This is a genomic window from Pediococcus sp. AC40 (genome assembly GCF_030252485.1).
Taxonomy (GTDB): Bacteria; Bacillota; Bacilli; order Lactobacillales; family Lactobacillaceae; genus Pediococcus; species Pediococcus acidilactici.
This window is the reverse complement of sequence record NZ_CP127012.1, coordinates 1,982,558-1,998,822: the sequence shown is the minus strand read 5'-3', so window position 1 is coordinate 1,998,822 and position 16,265 is coordinate 1,982,558. Positions and strand designations below refer to the sequence as shown.

At 40.6% G+C, this 16,265-nt stretch carries 18 protein-coding genes and 1 pseudogene; 12 read left to right on the top strand and 7 right to left on the bottom strand.

What is annotated here, in order from left to right; genetic code table 11:
- Positions 1-136: 136 nt before the first annotated feature.
- From NL111_RS09845 to NL111_RS09830, 4 genes are all read right to left on the bottom strand, one after another.
- On the bottom strand, positions 137-1,324 hold the full coding sequence (locus tag NL111_RS09845) for an acetate/propionate family kinase (protein WP_065124016.1): 1,188 nt from the start codon (positions 1,322-1,324) through the stop codon (positions 137-139).
- Positions 1,325-1,406: 82 nt separating this feature from the next.
- Positions 1,407-2,777, bottom strand: coding sequence for an NAD-dependent succinate-semialdehyde dehydrogenase (locus tag NL111_RS09840; protein WP_002832634.1), 1,371 nt, complete (start codon positions 2,775-2,777; stop codon positions 1,407-1,409).
- Positions 2,778-3,082: 305 nt separating this feature from the next.
- Positions 3,083-3,505 carry a large-conductance mechanosensitive channel protein MscL gene (gene mscL, locus NL111_RS09835; protein ID WP_002832633.1) on the bottom strand — a complete coding sequence of 141 codons (423 nt, stop codon included), beginning with the start codon at positions 3,503-3,505 and terminating at the stop codon, positions 3,083-3,085.
- Positions 3,506-3,948: 443 nt separating this feature from the next.
- Complete coding sequence (locus NL111_RS09830) at positions 3,949-4,269, bottom strand: DMT family transporter (protein ID WP_002829375.1); 321 nt, start codon at positions 4,267-4,269, stop codon at positions 3,949-3,951.
- A 243-nt stretch (positions 4,270-4,512) separates the two neighbouring features.
- Here NL111_RS09830 and NL111_RS09825 point away from each other — a divergent pair, with 243 nt between their 5' ends.
- From NL111_RS09825 to NL111_RS09810, 4 genes are all read left to right on the top strand, one after another.
- Positions 4,513-5,484, top strand: coding sequence for a LacI family DNA-binding transcriptional regulator (locus NL111_RS09825; RefSeq protein ID WP_002829376.1), 972 nt, complete (start codon positions 4,513-4,515; stop codon positions 5,482-5,484).
- A gap of 208 nt (positions 5,485-5,692) precedes the next feature.
- Positions 5,693-6,010, top strand: a complete 318-nt coding sequence (locus NL111_RS09820) for a PTS sugar transporter subunit IIB (protein WP_285110248.1) — start codon at positions 5,693-5,695, stop codon at positions 6,008-6,010.
- Entirely contained in the window at positions 6,000-7,259 is a 1,260-nt protein-coding gene (locus NL111_RS09815; protein WP_002829379.1) for a PTS sugar transporter subunit IIC, read from the top strand. Before NL111_RS09820 ends, NL111_RS09815 begins: the two co-directional genes overlap by 11 nt.
- Before the next feature lie 3 nt (positions 7,260-7,262).
- Complete coding sequence (locus NL111_RS09810) at positions 7,263-8,357, top strand: DUF871 domain-containing protein (RefSeq protein ID WP_036671351.1); 1,095 nt, start codon at positions 7,263-7,265, stop codon at positions 8,355-8,357.
- 107 nt (positions 8,358-8,464) lie between these two features.
- Here NL111_RS09810 and NL111_RS09805 read toward each other — a convergent pair whose 3' ends face one another.
- Entirely contained in the window at positions 8,465-9,538 is a 1,074-nt protein-coding gene (locus NL111_RS09805; RefSeq protein WP_285110247.1) for an IS30 family transposase, read from the bottom strand.
- Between the two features lie 107 nt (positions 9,539-9,645).
- Between NL111_RS09805 and NL111_RS09800 the strand changes: the two genes are divergently transcribed.
- Positions 9,646-9,981, top strand: coding sequence for a PTS sugar transporter subunit IIA (locus NL111_RS09800; RefSeq protein ID WP_002829381.1), 336 nt, complete (start codon positions 9,646-9,648; stop codon positions 9,979-9,981).
- Between the two features lie 212 nt (positions 9,982-10,193).
- The gene (locus NL111_RS09795) at positions 10,194-11,426 is read left to right on the top strand and encodes an alpha-L-fucosidase (protein WP_285110246.1); all 1,233 of its coding nucleotides are present in this window, start codon (positions 10,194-10,196) and stop codon (positions 11,424-11,426) included.
- Positions 11,427-11,505: 79 nt separating this feature from the next.
- Here the strand turns inward: NL111_RS09795 and NL111_RS09790 are convergent, their stop codons facing one another.
- Positions 11,506-11,883 (bottom strand): DUF805 domain-containing protein, encoded by a 378-nt coding sequence (locus NL111_RS09790; RefSeq protein WP_002829384.1) that lies wholly within the window; start codon positions 11,881-11,883, stop codon positions 11,506-11,508.
- 74 nt (positions 11,884-11,957) lie between these two features.
- The gene (locus NL111_RS09785; RefSeq protein WP_002829385.1) at positions 11,958-12,263 is read right to left on the bottom strand and encodes a hypothetical protein; all 306 of its coding nucleotides are present in this window, start codon (positions 12,261-12,263) and stop codon (positions 11,958-11,960) included.
- 428 nt (positions 12,264-12,691) lie between these two features.
- On the opposite strand from NL111_RS09785, the gene NL111_RS09780 reads away from it, so the two are divergent.
- The 6 genes and pseudogenes from NL111_RS09780 to NL111_RS09755 all read left to right on the top strand — a co-directional run bounded on the left by NL111_RS09780 (position 12,692) and on the right by NL111_RS09755 (position 16,121).
- The gene (locus tag NL111_RS09780) at positions 12,692-13,387 is read left to right on the top strand and encodes an MmcQ protein (RefSeq protein WP_229785782.1); all 696 of its coding nucleotides are present in this window, start codon (positions 12,692-12,694) and stop codon (positions 13,385-13,387) included.
- Positions 13,380-13,928: a GrpB family protein gene (locus NL111_RS09775; RefSeq protein WP_036671350.1), complete on the top strand. Its 549-nt coding sequence runs from the start codon at positions 13,380-13,382 to the stop codon at positions 13,926-13,928. Before NL111_RS09780 ends, NL111_RS09775 begins: the two co-directional genes overlap by 8 nt.
- 39 nt (positions 13,929-13,967) lie before the next feature.
- Positions 13,968-14,213 (top strand): annotated as a pseudogene (locus tag NL111_RS09770) (prolyl-tRNA synthetase associated domain-containing protein); the annotation flags it as partial.
- A gap of 5 nt (positions 14,214-14,218) precedes the next feature.
- Positions 14,219-14,452 (top strand): zinc-binding dehydrogenase, encoded by a 234-nt coding sequence (locus tag NL111_RS09765; protein ID WP_081219226.1) that lies wholly within the window; start codon positions 14,219-14,221, stop codon positions 14,450-14,452.
- A 121-nt stretch (positions 14,453-14,573) separates the two neighbouring features.
- The gene (locus tag NL111_RS09760; RefSeq protein ID WP_128736757.1) at positions 14,574-14,807 is read left to right on the top strand and encodes a hypothetical protein; all 234 of its coding nucleotides are present in this window, start codon (positions 14,574-14,576) and stop codon (positions 14,805-14,807) included.
- A 609-nt stretch (positions 14,808-15,416) separates the two neighbouring features.
- Positions 15,417-16,121, top strand: coding sequence for a hypothetical protein (locus NL111_RS09755; protein ID WP_159216964.1), 705 nt, complete (start codon positions 15,417-15,419; stop codon positions 16,119-16,121).
- Positions 16,122-16,265: the final 144 nt, after the last annotated feature.

The following is a 16,265-nucleotide window of genomic DNA, read 5'->3' as shown; positions in this document are numbered from 1 at the left end:
AGCCAAAATTATTTTTTCAAAAAAGTTTCTTCGGGGAAAAGAATTTTTTTAGTTTTTCCGATTCTTTAGGCTTAAATTTTAATAAATGAAGTAACAAAAACCAATCCAGCAGTTCTGCCGGCACACTTTAGGGAGATTAATTTGCCAAACGTTGAACGTCTCGTACAATCATTAATTCTTCGTTAGTAGGAACGACTAACACGTCTACCGCGGCATTGTCAGGGCTGATTTTCCGTTCTTTGCCTCGGACGTCATTGCGGGAGGCGTCGACTGCCAAACCAAAGTAACTAAGTTGGTCAGCAATTTTTTGGCGTACTTCAATCGCATTCTCTCCGCAGCCTGCGGTGAAGACAATTGCGTCTAAACCGCCAAGTTCTGCAACGTAGCTTCCGATAAAACGGACAACTCGATTAATGAACATATCTAAAGCTAGTTGCGCTTGGGGGTTGGTAGGTGCAGCTTCTTCCAGATCCCGTTGGTCGGGAGAAAGCTGGGAGATGCCTAATAAACCTGATTTTTGGTTGAGGATGTCAACAACTTCTTCTACGCTAATTTCTAATTTCTCAGCTAGGAAAGCCACGAGGGAAGCATCCAAATCGCCTGCTCGAGTCGCCATCATTACCCCGCCTAGCGGAGTGAAGCCCATCGAAGTATCGATAACCTGACCATGGTCGAAGGCGGTGATTGACGAACCGGATCCCAAATGGCAGGTGATTAATTTTAGGTCTTCTAACGGCCGACCGAGCATTTCGGCAGCACGTTGGGCAACGTAACGGTGGCTAGTTCCGTGCGCACCATATTTCCGCACACCGTACTCGGTGTAATACTCGTAAGGAATGGGGTAAAGGTAGTTTACTTTTGGCATTTCTGCGTACAATGAAGTGTCGAAAACGGCTACTTGTCGCGCTTTAGGCAATAGCTGCATGAAAATCTCAATATAGCGCGCCTCAATGGGGTTGTGCAGCGGGGCGTACTGGGAGAGTTCCTTAATCTGAGCCAAAACTTCATTGTCTACTAAGACAGAATCTTTAAAATACTCACCCCCAGCGACAACACGATGACCAATTCCGCTAATTTCGTGAAGATGTTCCACGACCCCTTGATCTTTTAGGTACGAAAGCACCATGGTAGCTGCTAAATCGTAGGTAATATTATCTTGGGTAATGCGGTACTTTTCTTGCCCGGGTTGTTGAGCAGTAAAAACGGAGGCAGGCAAATCAATTCGATCAACCAATCCGCTCGCTAAGATTTGCTCATCAGGCATGGAGAATAATTTCCATTTCAAAGTTGAACTACCAGCATTAATAACTAATTCTTTTAACATACGTCATTCCTCACTAACTCCGACAATTTTAAACGAACTGATGAATCCGCTTACATTTTAATAATAAACGATTTAACGATTTTTATCCATCAATAATCGTCTTAGCGTTAACAAATTCGCGAATTCCCAGGTCACTTAATTCCCGTCCGTAGCCTGAAAGTTTTACGCCCCCAAACGGAAGGCTTGCGTGTGAAGTTAGCATTTGGTTAATGGCGACTTGACCAGTTTCGATTTGGGAAGCGAGCTTTTCAGCACGGTCTAAATCGCCAGCAAAGACGGTACCGCCTAGTCCATGTTGTGAGGCGTTTGCGAGCTCAATTGCTTCTTCGTCACTGTCGACTTTATAAACTTGTGCAACTGGACCAAAGAGCTCTTGATCATACATCGGATTGTCGGGTTGCATGCCACTAAGAATCAACGGGTGGAAACTAGCGCCAGGCCCTTCAAACGGCGTATTGTCGCCCCAAAGCAATTCAGCACCGCCGGCGATGGCCATATCAACTTGTTTTTGTAGTTTTTCTTGGGCAGACTTGGAAGAAAGTGGCGCAAGAGTTGTTTTCGGATCTTGGGGATCACCAATTTTTCGTTTAGCAAACTCCGCGATTAGTCCGTCTAAGAACTGGTCGTAAACTTTTGAATTAATAATGAATCGTTTAGCGGAAGTGCAAACTTGTCCAGCGTTGGTCAGCCGGGCTTTCGCGCCAACTTTAATTGCCTGGTCAAGATCGGCATCTTCCGTAACGATGAACACGTCGGTTCCGCCTAGCTCCATGGTTGATTTCTTTAGGTTCGCGCCAGCTTCGGCCGCAATCTTCTTTCCGGCGCCTTCCGAACCAGTTAAAGCGACCCCTTGAACACGTGGATCAGCAATGATGGTGTTGACTTGGTCATAGTTGATCAATAAGTTTTTGAAAGCTCCGGTAGGGATACCGGCTTTTTGGGTAACCGTGGCAAAGGCATCGGAACAGTCCGGAATTATGCTAGGATCCTTCAATAAAACGGGGTTTCCCACCATGAAATTAGGAGCAAATACGCGCATGATTTGGGTGTACGGGAAGTTCCAAGGCTCAACTAATAAAATTGCCCCAATGGATTGGTATTTAACGTGAGCGCGAACGCCCGGAACGTCGTTGTACGGGGTATCTTCCAATAGTTTAGCGGCGTTTTGGGCGTAGTATTCCGCAAACTCAATAGTTTTTTTAACCTCTGCTTGTGCTTCGGTGAAAAGCATTCCCATGTTGGTAGTGATTAAACGGGCGTAGTCATCGAGATTTTCCCGGAAGGTGTCCGCAATTAATTGTAGTTTCTCAGCTCGTTTTTCGATAGGTTGAGTTTTGGCAAGTTGGTAAAATTCATCGGCATTTTTTAAAGCAACTTCGACCTCTTGATCAGTGGTGCTTGGATATGTTTGAATTAATTTTCCAGTATATGGATTTACAGATTGGTATGCCATAAAAAAATCAGCTCCTTTTTCGTTATGGTTCTATTGTGCAAAAGAATGCGCTTACATTCAAGTAATATCGCTTATTTGTTAAAAAATAAATTTAAGCTCTTTTACGTGGAGGAAAAAGTTTGGTTTTTGGTATATCCCAAAAACCCGATTGAGGTTCTTCATTTTTCGACCTCTTTTAAGGTCGCTTTCAGTTAGTTAAATGAACTTAAATTTAAGTTCAGCATTCCTGAATTGACGGTAATATAAAACGAGACCCGGTAATTTCCAGAGTCTCGTTATGAAGGTTAAATTAAGTTAGTAATGGATTACTTTTCACTGGAGCTAGACTGCTCACGAACTTGTTCAAGTAAGTCGGGGTCCTTGACCAACGCATCACGGATTTCTTTTAAATAAATTTCACTATTATCAACTTCATCAGTGTTTTCTTCCTCTTCAGCTTTCTTAGGTACAAACTTATTAACGGTTTTTACGATAATAAAGACCACGAAGGCGATAATTAAAAAGTTAATGACGGCGTTGATGAAGCTCCCAAATTTAAAGGTAGCGCCAGCCACCTTGAATGACCAGTCTGAAAAATCAATTCCTCCGACGAAAAGGCCAATTAATGGGTTAATTAAATAGTTGACCAACGCCTTAACGATTGAAGTAAAAGCACCCCCAATGATAACCCCAACGGCTAAATCAAGGACGTTTCCACGTGAAACAAATTCTTTAAACTCCTTAAGCATATGTAGTACACTCCCTATTTTTAGATGGTGCCGGCACTTTGCTTTAATCGGCCGACAATAATTTTAACTTTGGATAATTTCCTTCGTTAATTACCATTTCTAGTTTAACATGGTCAGCCATAATTTAAGTAGCGGACGAATTTTACCAATTTAGTAAGGATTAGAGTGGCAAATCAAAAAAGAGGCTAAAGAAATGCTTTTCATGGATGAAAAGATTCTTAAAAAGTCGTTTTGGTGTTTTACCTTCAATAAAACCAAAACGTGTGCCAAAAGTCAGTTGGTTCCACTTAACCAAAAATCGACCATCATGCCAAATTCAGGCATCATGGTCGATTTTCAGTTAATGCTCGCAAACTACCCGACTTTGGTCCCACTCTCTTTGGATTAAGCAGAACTTGTCGCCCTTTGAAGCTAGTAAATTAAGCGAGTCGTCCTATTTAATCTTAATTTTCACCGTAGAAACTAAGAATGACGACCCCCACAATGATGAAGAAGATACCTAAAATATTGCCTAGATTGATCGGTTCCTTCCAAAAAAGGAAGGCAATCACGGCAGTTAGCAAAATGCCAATACCTGCCCACACTGCATACGCAATGTTTAGGTTAATCGTTTTTAGCGAAAGCGAGAAAAAGTAAAAGCAAATTCCATACGAAAGCAACGCAGAAATGCCGTAAACGGGACGCGTAAAACCGGCCGACGCCTTTAATAAATTATCTCCAATTAATTCACCAACGATGGCAAATGATAAATACATATACCCCATATCTTTGACCTCTAATTCTGATTTAACTCCTTCATCATAACAGAAATTATTAAATAAAATGTTAGTTATAAAAATTTAGCGGGTGAAATTTTATGCGGGTTGGTGATTAGTAAATTGAAGCGAAGCTGTTGAAAACTAACAAAGTTCTAAAAGACAATTCAACAAATCTATCTCAAAGCGGGTGGTAGTTTGATACAATCAACTTAAAAACATCACAGTACGAGATGATTTAGGAGGATTGAAATGGCGACGGTTAAAGATGTGGCGTTACGGGCAGGAGTCTCATTGGGTTCAGTTTCAAATTATTTGAATGGTAAAAGATTAAAGCCCAAGACTGCTAGTCGAATCAAAAAAGCCATGGATGAACTCGATTATCATCAAAATATTATTGCAAGTGGGTTAAAGAAGAACAAAAGTATGTCAATCGGGATTGTAGTGAATAGTTTAACCGACTTTTTTTCAATGTCGATTGTATCCGAAATCGAAAATTACGTGGAAAATTATGGCTATAGCATTATTATCTGTGATTGCCGAGAAGATAAACAACGTTTTGAAGAAAAGATCGAGTTCCTGTTAAACCGCTCGATTGACGCAATTGTAGTTTTTCACCAAGACGAAAGTTCTCCCATGTTGGAAAAAGTGGTGGAGCAAGCCGTACCGATTGTAGCAATTGACGCACCGATTCATGGGATTCAATCCGACGTGGTTTTAGTTAATAATTATGAGTCATCGCGGGAAGGCGTGGTGGATTTAATTAACCGCGGTTACCAAAAAATTGGCATTATCTCGGGGCAACCTCGGAATTACATTTCCCGAGAACGTCAGGGCGGATATGAAGATGCTCTAAGAGAACACGACTTGCCCATTAATCAGCAGTATATTTGGCAAGGAAACTATACCATTCAATCAGGAGTGGAGGGGGCAACCCGCTTACTTACTAAGCACCCGGAAATTGAGGCGCTTTTCGTGATCAATTATTACATGTCATTAGGTGCGTTAAAGGCCTTAAGACAAAATTTTTCAAAAAGACACGTTGAAATGCTAGTGTTTGACCACTTTTTTGTTAACGATATTTTTTACCCATCAATTAGCTCGATTGAACAACCGGTCGCCACGATTGGAAAGACGGCGGGACGACTATTGATCGAACGTTTGGTGAAAGGTAAGGAAGGCAATTATGAAACTATTTATTGTAAAAATAGCCTACGTACTTAGGCAGCGCTAGTGGCTTTAAGGACGGATTGGCAAATAAAAGTAGGCAATTAAGTTTGCAAAATGTTTTTGAAAGCGCTTGCGTTATTTAGAGGGGCGTGTTATTATTTCGGTGAAAATGAAACGATTCAAAAGAAGGTGGTGATGTACAGCATTGGATTTTATTTTTCCCTAAAAATGAAACGTTTCAAATTTAAAGGAGGAATTTATCATGAACATTTTATTAGCGTGTGGTGGTGGGATGAGTTCGTCAATTTTGGCGGAAGCTTTGAGCAAGGAAGCTCAAAACAACGGAGTTACTTGGGAAGTTAACGAGTCTAGTATTGACCGTGTCGAAGACGACTTACAAGAAAAGGATTATCAAATTGTCCTCCTTGCGCCCCAAGTTTCGTTTAGGAAAAAATACATCGCCGGATTAGCTGAAGAAAAGGGTGCTAAATTAGTGCTGATTCCAATGACGATGTACACTCCTGCAAAGGCAAAGGAACTGTTTCAACTAGTTAATAAGGAGGCTAACCATGAACTTTGATACAATTTCCGAGAAAATGGGAGCGGTGGCCAACAACCGCTACTTAACCGCAATCCGGGATGGGATGGCTGTAATTATTCCCGTTTCAATTATTGGTTCGTTCTTTACAATTTTATTGAATTTACCAATCGATGCTTGGAAAGCATTTATTCAGCCCTATGCATCCATGTTGTCAATTCCAATGTACTATTCCATCAGTTTGATGGCGGTCTATTGTGTATTCTCGATTACTTCTAGTTTATGTAAATTTTATGATTTAGACCCAGTTTCTACATCCGTCTTAGCTGAAATGTCATTTTTTATTTTAGCAATTGTTCCAAACGTTTTAAGTGCTAAGACAGCCGGAATGGAGCCAGGAACTTACCTTCCATTGGCAAATATGGGAGCTCAAGGACTGTTTACCGCAATCCTGTGTGCCATTTTTTCAGTAGAAGTAGTGCGGTTCTTCTATAAAAAGAATTTAATTATCAAAATGCCAGAGGGCGTACCAAGTGCGGTGGGGAAATCGTTTAGCGCATTAATGCCTGGGGTAGTAATTATCGTGGTGTCGTTCGTTCTAAAAGAAATTTTGAAGCTGGACGTTAATGGAATTTTGACCTGGATTTTCTCGCCGATCGGCTACTTTGGTCACGACACCTTCCTTTCTGCGGTAATCCCGGTATTCTTGATTACCATTATTTGGCTCTTCGGGGTGCACGGAATGGTTATTGCCACCCCAATTCTGTATCCATATTGGTACGCTAACCTCAATGCCAACACTGATGCAATCGCGCACGGCGGCGCACCAGTTCACTTTATGACGGAACAATTTTTCCAATGGTTTGTTTGGGTTGGTGGAGCCGGAGCCACCCTTTCCTTAGCGATTCTACTGGCATTTTTCAGTAAGGCCAAGTTTAGTAAAACGATGGGGGCGGTCACCATCATTCCGGCCATTTTTAACATCAACGAACCGTTGATTTTTGGGATTCCTATCATTATGAACCCTTATTTTGCGGTACCGTTCGTACTTGCACCAACGGCAATGGCGGCGGTTACCTATTTAGCAATGAAATTGCACATGGTCGCGTACACGACCGCAGTGGCACCGTGGACGTTACCAGGCCCGATCGGAGCGTGGATGGCGACCGGATTTGACTGGCGAGCAATCGTCTTATGTATAGTGAATATTTTGATTTCGATGGTGATTTATTGGCCATTCTTTAAGGCATACGATAAAAACCAACTTAAATTAGAGAAAGTAGATGACTAGGTGATGTTTGGCATATCAGTTTACCCAAGTAAACAAAGTACAGCAGAATGCGTCACGTACATTGATAAAGCGGCTGATTTAGGTTACCAGCGTCTATTTACGAGCTTAATTGAATTGGAAGGCGATCCAGAGGAAACCATTGCTCGTTTTAAAACGGTGATTCATCACGCTAAGCAACGAAAGATGTGGGTGAGCTTAGACGTAAATCCAAGTTTGTTTCAAAAATTGAACGTTAGCTACGATGATTTGTCCTTTTTTAAAGACCTAGGAGCCGATATTTTACGATTAGACATGAGTTTTGACGGGATGCCGGAATCATTGATGACCTATGATGAGCATGACCTTACGATTGAAGTGAATATTAGTAACGATACTGGCAACGTCGCGAACATTTTGACTTACCGACCACTAAAATCAAAAATTATTGGGTGCCATAACTTTTACCCGCAACGTTATACCGGATTAGATACCGAATACTTTTTGCAAACAACCCAGAAGTATAAAGAAATGGGCTTACGAACGGCAGCATTTGTTTCATCCAACGTTGCCACGCAAGGTCCCCATCCCTACAATGCGGGGCTGCCAACTCTAGAAATTCATCGGGGGCGGCCAATTGTCGAACAAGTGCAATATTTAATCAGTACTAAATTAATTGATGATGTAATTATTGGCAATGCTTGTGCTAGTGATGAAGAACTTGCCCAAGTGGCAAAGCTAAATCAACAGTTGCCCGAGTTCTTGATTCAATTTACTCCAGGGACTACGGAGTTAGAAAAACAAATTATTTTGAATAATTTACATTTCAACCGCGGAGATATTAACAGCTACGCAATTCGGTCGACCTTTGTTAAGTTGAAGTATCGTCAGGTCAATATTCCGGTTAACAACGCGAAGCATCAACTGACCCGAGGAATGGTAACGATTGGTAATGATGATTTTGGACAGTATAAGGCAGAGGTGAACATTGTTAAGCAACCGATGGAAAATGCTGATGAGCTTAAAAATGTGGTTGCTACAATCGTACCGAATAATCAAGCGTTGATTGACTTCATCCAGCCTTGGGACAAGTTTAAGTTTATCGATGCGGACAAGTTTTAAATGGAAACGGGGAATTTGATTTGGAACGCAAATTGCAATAGTAAGTTAGCCAGTGCCGATAAAGCACACAGACGAAAGGGCTCATGGGAGTTCCAGGTGGATCAGGATTAGGCGGCGCGGCCTTTGCGCGCACGTGCTAATTCCTTTCGAAATACTTCAGCTGGTGTACAGAACTTAAGTAAGCGGCGCGGGAGATGGTTGAGCCGAGATTCAGCTTGACGGGCCAGACTGGGTGTAGCTAGATCGAGTGATTGCCCCTTAGGAAAGTAACGTCTGAGTATACGATTGTGGACCTCATTAGTGGCGCGTTCGGCCGAGCTATAAGGGTGGGCATAATAAGTCTCGGCAACACCCTCAAGCGCAGCCGTTAGCGTGGTGAACTCTGTTCCGTTATCCGCCGTAACTGTCCGCATAACGTCACCGAATTCAGCCGTAATATTTTGCATGGCATAAGCCACAGATTCAGCGTCTTTACCCTCGATCAAGCGGACAATCTCATAGCGCATTTTACGTTCGGTAAACGTTAATAGGACACTCTCGCTACCAGCACGTTTGCCAATGACAGTATCGATCTCAAAATGACCAAACTCGTGGCGCGTTTCTACTCGCTTTGGCCGTTCTTCAATACTACGACCGAGTAGGCGCTGATGTTGGTGCGAGTGGTGCTGGGTCGTCCGGCGTTTTGTTTTTTCCAGCAGATCAAGGTTACGGATCTCCAATAGTTGCGCATCGATATAGTTGTACAAAGTCTTCGTACAGACCATTTTGGCCGGCTTAAATAACCGGTGCTTACGGGCATAACCAACAGCAGCGTCCGGAGACCAGCCCTCATGGCAGAACTTATCATCAAAGTAGGCTAAGAAGGCCGTCACTTGGCTAAATTTTAATGGACGTCCACAGTTTTGCCGCTTTATTTCATAGCGATTCTGAGCGGCTTCAGGGCTGTAAATTTCAAAGTAGTGTTTCTGATTATTAACGCGTTTAACTTGCGTGACTCGACCACGCTTGAGCTCATTATTGACGGTCTGGTGGCAGACGCCTAATCGAATCGCTATTTGCCGTGCTGAGCATCCTTCAATGTGCCAAGCGGCGATTTGACCGCGTTCGATTTCCGATAAATGGTGACCTTTTGGGCGTGGTGTGATAGACTGTTCTTGCATCAAGACGAAAACTTCTTTCATTGTTTGTTGTAGGAACTTCAATGATACCTGAATTTTTCGTCTTGGTGTTTTTTTTTTTTACCATTTTGGCTGCGTGGCTAACTTAATTATAAAACGCGCGATTTGATTTGGAAGGTTTAGAAGAAATTTGTTTTGAAATAATTAGTCACTCGGGCCAGGCGAAGGGCTTACTGATGGAAGCGGTGACCGATTCGCGAGCGGAACATCCAGACTATTCGGCAATTGAAACGATGCTAAAAGATGCTCGAGACGAGTTGAAGGTTGCTCAAAAAGCGCATTTGAAGGTGTTATCCGACTTTGCACAATCGGGGCAAGGAGACGCGGTTAATCCGCTATATATCCACGCGGAAGACCAGATGATGTCAGCAGAAATCTTCCTGGACTTACTTAGTGAACTGATTACTACTAATAAGGAACTCCAAGAAATAAAGCAACAGCTTTAAGATAACTGCAATTGAGGTTGTTTTAGGTTGGATTTGAGGTTCAATTGAACTTCAGAATCAGTTTAAAAATGAATTTAACGCAGTTATTCAATAAGCTAATAAAAATACGTTCCCGTTCTCGCTTTCAACGATTAACTAAACTATAAGGACATTTTTAAGCCGGTTAATCTATCAAGACAGCTGGAACGGGAATTTTTATTGAGGTAAATTTAATGATGGTAGAAGACAAGATTTTAAATTTTGAAAAGATGGGTTTAGGGTTATTTATTCACTGGGGTCTCTACGCGCACTTTGCGGAAGGTGAATGGGCGCAAAATATTTTAGAGGTTCCAAATTACTCGCAAGCCTTTACACATTTCAATCCCGATCCTAAGAAAATTCGACAGTGGGTTACCCTGGCAAAACAAAATGGTTTTAAGTACATCGTGTTAACGGCCAAGCATCACGACGGTTTTTGTCTGTTTGATACTAAGGGGATTTCTGAATTTGACAGCATGCACACGCCTTTTAAAGCAGATGTCATTAAGATCTTTGTTGATGAATGCCACCGACAAGGAATCGCTCCGTTTTTGTACTTTGCCACCTATGATTGGCATAATTCTAAATATACTGCGGACTTTCCGGGATACCTTGCAGAGTTACGGCAGCTAATTCGACTTTTGGCAACGAATTACGGAGAAATTGGTGGTTTTTGGTTTGACGGTAATTGGGACAAACCGAATGCGGATTGGCAGACGGACCAGTTATACAGCGAGATTCGCCAACTTCAACCTCAGGCAATGATCACCAATAACACGGGCCTAGAACAGCAGGGGGTTAATCAAGGCGAGGCCGTGGATGTCCTAACTTTTGAGCGTGGTAATCCACAAAATATCAAACATGAGCAGCACGGCCGGTACTTTGCTGCGGAAACTTCGATGACGCTTAACCGCCATTGGGGCAACGCAGAAAATGATTTAGATTACGTGGCTGCTCGCCAATTAATTGAACAAATTTGTCAATCTCGTAAAGTAGGAGCCAACTTACTAATTAATATCGGGCCTCAATTCGACGGTTCAATTGATTTACCAAGTCAGGCGCTTCTTGAATTGGTCGGCAAATGGATGCGAGTTAACGGAACGGCAATCACAGCCACCGCTAACGAAACTCATCCAACGTATATCGCTGAGAATAACGATAAAAACTTCATTAAAGGTGACTATTTGTTTGTTACTGGCCTGCAGAACATAGGGAACCATAACGTGGTGCTGGGTGGCGAACTGGCACAGGAAATTATCTTTCAAGGGCAGATGCCCCAACGAAAAATTAAGCGAATTGTTTGGTTGGATAATGGGCAATCCGTGGATTTCCAACAAAGTTCAGATGAGCTAAAAATACTTGCTGACAGTTTCCGGTACGGCACGCACCTAGTAGTACGGGTAGCCCAAATCACTTTTGTAGATTAAGCCATATCCAATAAACTAAAACGAGACCTAGGGAAAAATTCCCTAGGTCTCGTTTTAAAAATAGAATATTGAAGTTCAATTATGCGCGTTGCCCATCCCAACGGTTAGGCTTAGATGGCAAAATCATCAAGATAAAGAACCAGATCGTTCCAATTAGCGGAATGAGGTCAATTAAGACCCACCAACCCGAACGATCCGTGTCGTGTAAACGACGGAACTTAAGTGATAAGGTTCCCACCCAAACAATCAAGGTAACGATTTGTACCACTACGTTAGTGCTTAGATCCCGCCAGTTATAAATATCATCGATGGGATGCCCCATTAATTTTGTGATGATACTAACTGCTAAACCGCCGATGATGTAGTTAATAATTACTGGCCACCAATATTCGGCACGTTTTGCAGTACCAGAAAAATCAAATAAATTATTCCAGAATTTCTTGTATGCAGTTACCATAAAATGTTTCCTCTCTAAGTAAATTTAAAATTAATACCAGCTTTTTAAGTCTTCAGTTCGTTGGACATCGTTGTTTAAAAGTCGGTGAAAATAACGGAATTAATTCCAGATAAATTTAATCCGTATAGAAATAAAACTAATCCATTGATCACCAGCGACATGATAATAATGCCATAGCGAATCGTTAGGTAACTATAGCCTGCCGGTCGCCAAGCGGTAAAGCGGGGACCCCGATAGCCGATTGCAATTAATAATAAGCCAATCGTAATAATTATTTGAATGACGGTTCCCACTACGTAAATTGGGTTACTAGGATGATTTAACTGGATGAAGTAAGTTCCGAGAGCTAAAAAATCCAGAAAACACGCAAATAATGGCATAAGCTTCTCCTTAATTTAACTTAATTATTAAGTACAATTGAAGTTCAAAAAACACCAACAATTAATTATTGCACTATTTTTACCAATCTTAAAGAAATATGATAATGCTGGAGTTTTCTTAATTATAAGGGGTACGAGTTTTAATAGCGATTTTTATGCTTGTAACGATTAGTAGCTATAAATATCCCGAAAGAATTAGTGATGAAAGTTTTAATAAAGTAACGACGATTTCTTTGATCTAGAAAAGCATTTTGAAGAAAATAGATGGCTGGAGAAGCCTAAGGAAGTGTCAATCAGGGGAGTGGTGCTTGGCAAATTTTTGGTTAAGTAAGTAACCATACCTAATTATTTAGGTGAGCTCTATTATTTCGAGCGGTTTGTGTTAAATTGGACTTGAAGAACAGCAAAAATGTATGGAGGAAAAATCTTTGGAAATCGAAGATGAGATTTTAGGAAACTTGAAACCGGTTAAGCAACGGTTGCTAAAGTATGGTTTTCAAGAAAAAGACGGTCAACTAGTTTTTACTAAGAAAATTATTAACGGTGATTTTTCGGTGAAAATTAGCATAGCCCCCACTGGACAAGTTACGGGGCACATTTTTGATTTAGCATTTGGCGATGAATACACCAATTTCCGAGCAAAATACGTGGCTGGAGAATTTGCGGGTAAGGTTCGTGAAACCTATGTAGCACTTTTAAAATCAATTGCTGACCAATGTTTCACGTTTGATGATCATGCGCACGTAGGTCAAAAGTGGATTGTCCCTGCAAACCCTAAATATTTTGATGTGGATAAGGCGTTTCGTGAAAATAGCACCATTATTTGGAAACAGACCAGTAATATTAAGGTGAACGACCTGGTGTACCTTTACGTCACGTCGCCGATTTCGGCGATTAGGTACAAGTGTCTGGCTGTGGAAGTTAACATTCCGCAAAATTACCGGGATGCCAATATTAAAATGAATAAGGCGATGCGGATTCATTTGATAAGGAAATATGACAAAACCCAATTTGCGCTCCCCGTTTTAAAACAGTACGGGGTCACCACGGTGCGGGGACCGCGGCACATGCCCAAGCAGTTGACGCATTACATGCAAGTACAAGAGGGTGATGGCGATGAGTAATTCACTATCCGATTTGTCGTTAGAAGAACTGTGGCAACTTTTTCCAATCCAGCTGGTTGCTCCTCGACCAAAATGGCAAACTTGGTACGCAGAAGAAGAACGGCGTTTAAAGCACCTGCTCCCGGCCAACGCGGCAATTAGCCACGTAGGAAGTACGGCAATTGCTAATATTTGGGCCAAACCCATTGTCGATATTTTAGTGGAAGCTCCTCACGCCAATCATGCAACGATTAAAGAAATTTTGGAACAAAACGACTACATTTGCATGGCGCAACGGGAAAACCGGAGTGATTTTAATAAGGGATACCTGCCCCAAGGTTTTGCCGAGCGAGTTTTTCACCTTCATTTGCGGGTGCCTGGAGATAATGATGAAATATATTTTCGGGATTACCTAAATAATCATCCCGAAATTGCCCACCAGTATGAAGAATTAAAACTGGCGCTTTGGAAGCCTTATGAATACGATCGTGATGGCTATACGGCCGCCAAGACCGAGTTTGTAAAGAAGTACACGCAGCTAGCTAGAAGGGGCAAAGTTTAAGAAGCTATTTAGTTTTAGGTTAAAATAAGAGGTCTATCAATGAAAACAAGTCAGCCAGTCCAAGCCAAGTTAACCGAACTCAACATTCCGTTTGAAATTGTCAATCATCCGCCGGCAACGACCACCGCAGAAGCGGATAGTGATATTAAGGGGATTTCGGGAGTTCGCACGAAATCAATGTTTTTAACTAACCGACGGAAATCCGCGTACTATTTATTAATTGTGGACGATCAAAAGCACTTAGACATGCATAAGTTTGCGGAAATCGTGGGTGAAAAACGTTTACCAAAATAACTAAACTAGCGCGCCAGGCGAAGGCAGATTACAGCTTTTGGTTTATGCGCCCGGATGGCAAAATGTTAGCCCAAATCACCCAGTTAGTTGAAGAAAACAAATTGAAACCCATTATTGACTCAACTTTTACCTTTAACCAGATTCAAGCGGCTTTAGATTATTCTAGAAAAGGGCATGCACGGGGAAAAATTGTCATTGATATTAATCAGGATTTAAGCAAGGAAAAATAGTAATTAGGGTTAGAAGCGGCGGATGTAACACGATAATCGCGTTACATTTGGCGCTTTTTTTATTAATCTGGAAATAAAGGAGGACGTAAGATTAAAGGAAAAATATCGCCGGGCTTTGATAATGGTTTCGTTAATTATAGGTGTTTCGGTAACGCTATTAGTAGTACTGGGTTACGGGCGAGCGACCCAAAATACTACGAATGATCGATTAAATCCGTTTTTGACCACAAAAATAGACGATGGGGAGTTGCCGCAAGGAAAGCAAATGTCCGTAGATACATTCATTTCGGACGACCCGTTTGGTAATGGAGAGTGGCTTAAGTTTAAAGCGGGACAACATACTACTAAAGGATAAATAAGTGATGGTTTCACATCGGCGCTCTTACGTGGCTAATTGTACGATTAATTACTTACGAGGAAGTTCCCACGACGTTTAAGACACAAGTTAGAATCGACTATTTAGTATAGGCAAAAAACTATGGTCCCTCGAGTTTCCAAGAAGTGGGGCTGGTTGCCGTTTGGGGGACGAAAAAAGGGCTTTATCTTCGTACTTTAATTGAAGATATAGCCCTTTTTTATATAAAGTTAAATGCCTAGAAAATAGTTGACAATTATTTTTGTCTTAATTAACGGCCAGATAAGGCGCAGTTTACAATTGATTGTTGAATTTTTTGTACCATAAACTGTACAATGTAAAAGGGAATTAGTAAACTATAACGATTATTCAAAGTTAATGATTGGAGTGAAGTAAAAAATCAGGTTTTGTATTTTAACTAAAATGCTAGTTAGGATCTAAAAATATTGTACTAACCAGTGGTTTAAGGCTTTTAAAAAATTAAATGAGGGGCGAAATTTTTAGATGATATGTTAACGGTTATTCACTTAGAAAATTATTATTGGAACTATGAATGTTTAGAAATTATTAAATGATAGAAAAATAAGAAATGAGAGTTTTTAAATGGACATGTTAAATTTAGATAATAATGATAGTAAATTGAAAGTAGGTCAATTCAGCATAGATAAAAATATATTGCAGATTGCAGATTTTAATCTACACATTCAAAATATTGCATATTTTTATACTGGAAAAATATTAGTTACGTATCCAATCGGATTATATATTTTAATGGGAATCTTAGGACTTGCATTGTTGGCATTAATGCCATTATTAGGAATTGTAGTCTTAATTGCTCTCGGCATAATGATTTATATGAAATACCGTGAGAAGTTAAATAGCAGCTCTTATATATCTATAGTAATGAATAACAACTATACATACAGAATTTTAGTACAAGACAAAGACTTTATGAAAAAAGTTGTAGAAACTATACAGCAAAGTATAAATGGAAAGTCAGAGAAATATATCGTGAATATTGAAAATCAACAAATTAATAATGGTAATATGGGTGGCGGAATGTCAATTAATGATAATTCAAACCATATAAACATTGACTTCAAACAATTAAACGAAGAAATAAAGCAAGCAAAAGCTGAATACACAGAAGATAGTATTGAATTTAAAATGCTTTCTCAAATGGAAGAAGCTGCCAATACTGAAAATACAAGTAAATTAAGGAAGATCCTACAATCCGTTAAAGAATTAGCACCAGACTTTATAAAAGACACCTTTTCACAAGTAGTAGCAGGTATGTTAATTAACTTGATGTAGTTATACTATGTATTTTCGTGTTAACCGGACAAATTAAATAATTTAAAAACCACTATTAAGCGCAGGAATGAGTGTTTCTGTTTATATAGTGGTTTTTTATAGTCCTATTAATTATTAAAAAAACCAATTCGTTGTCAAACGAAA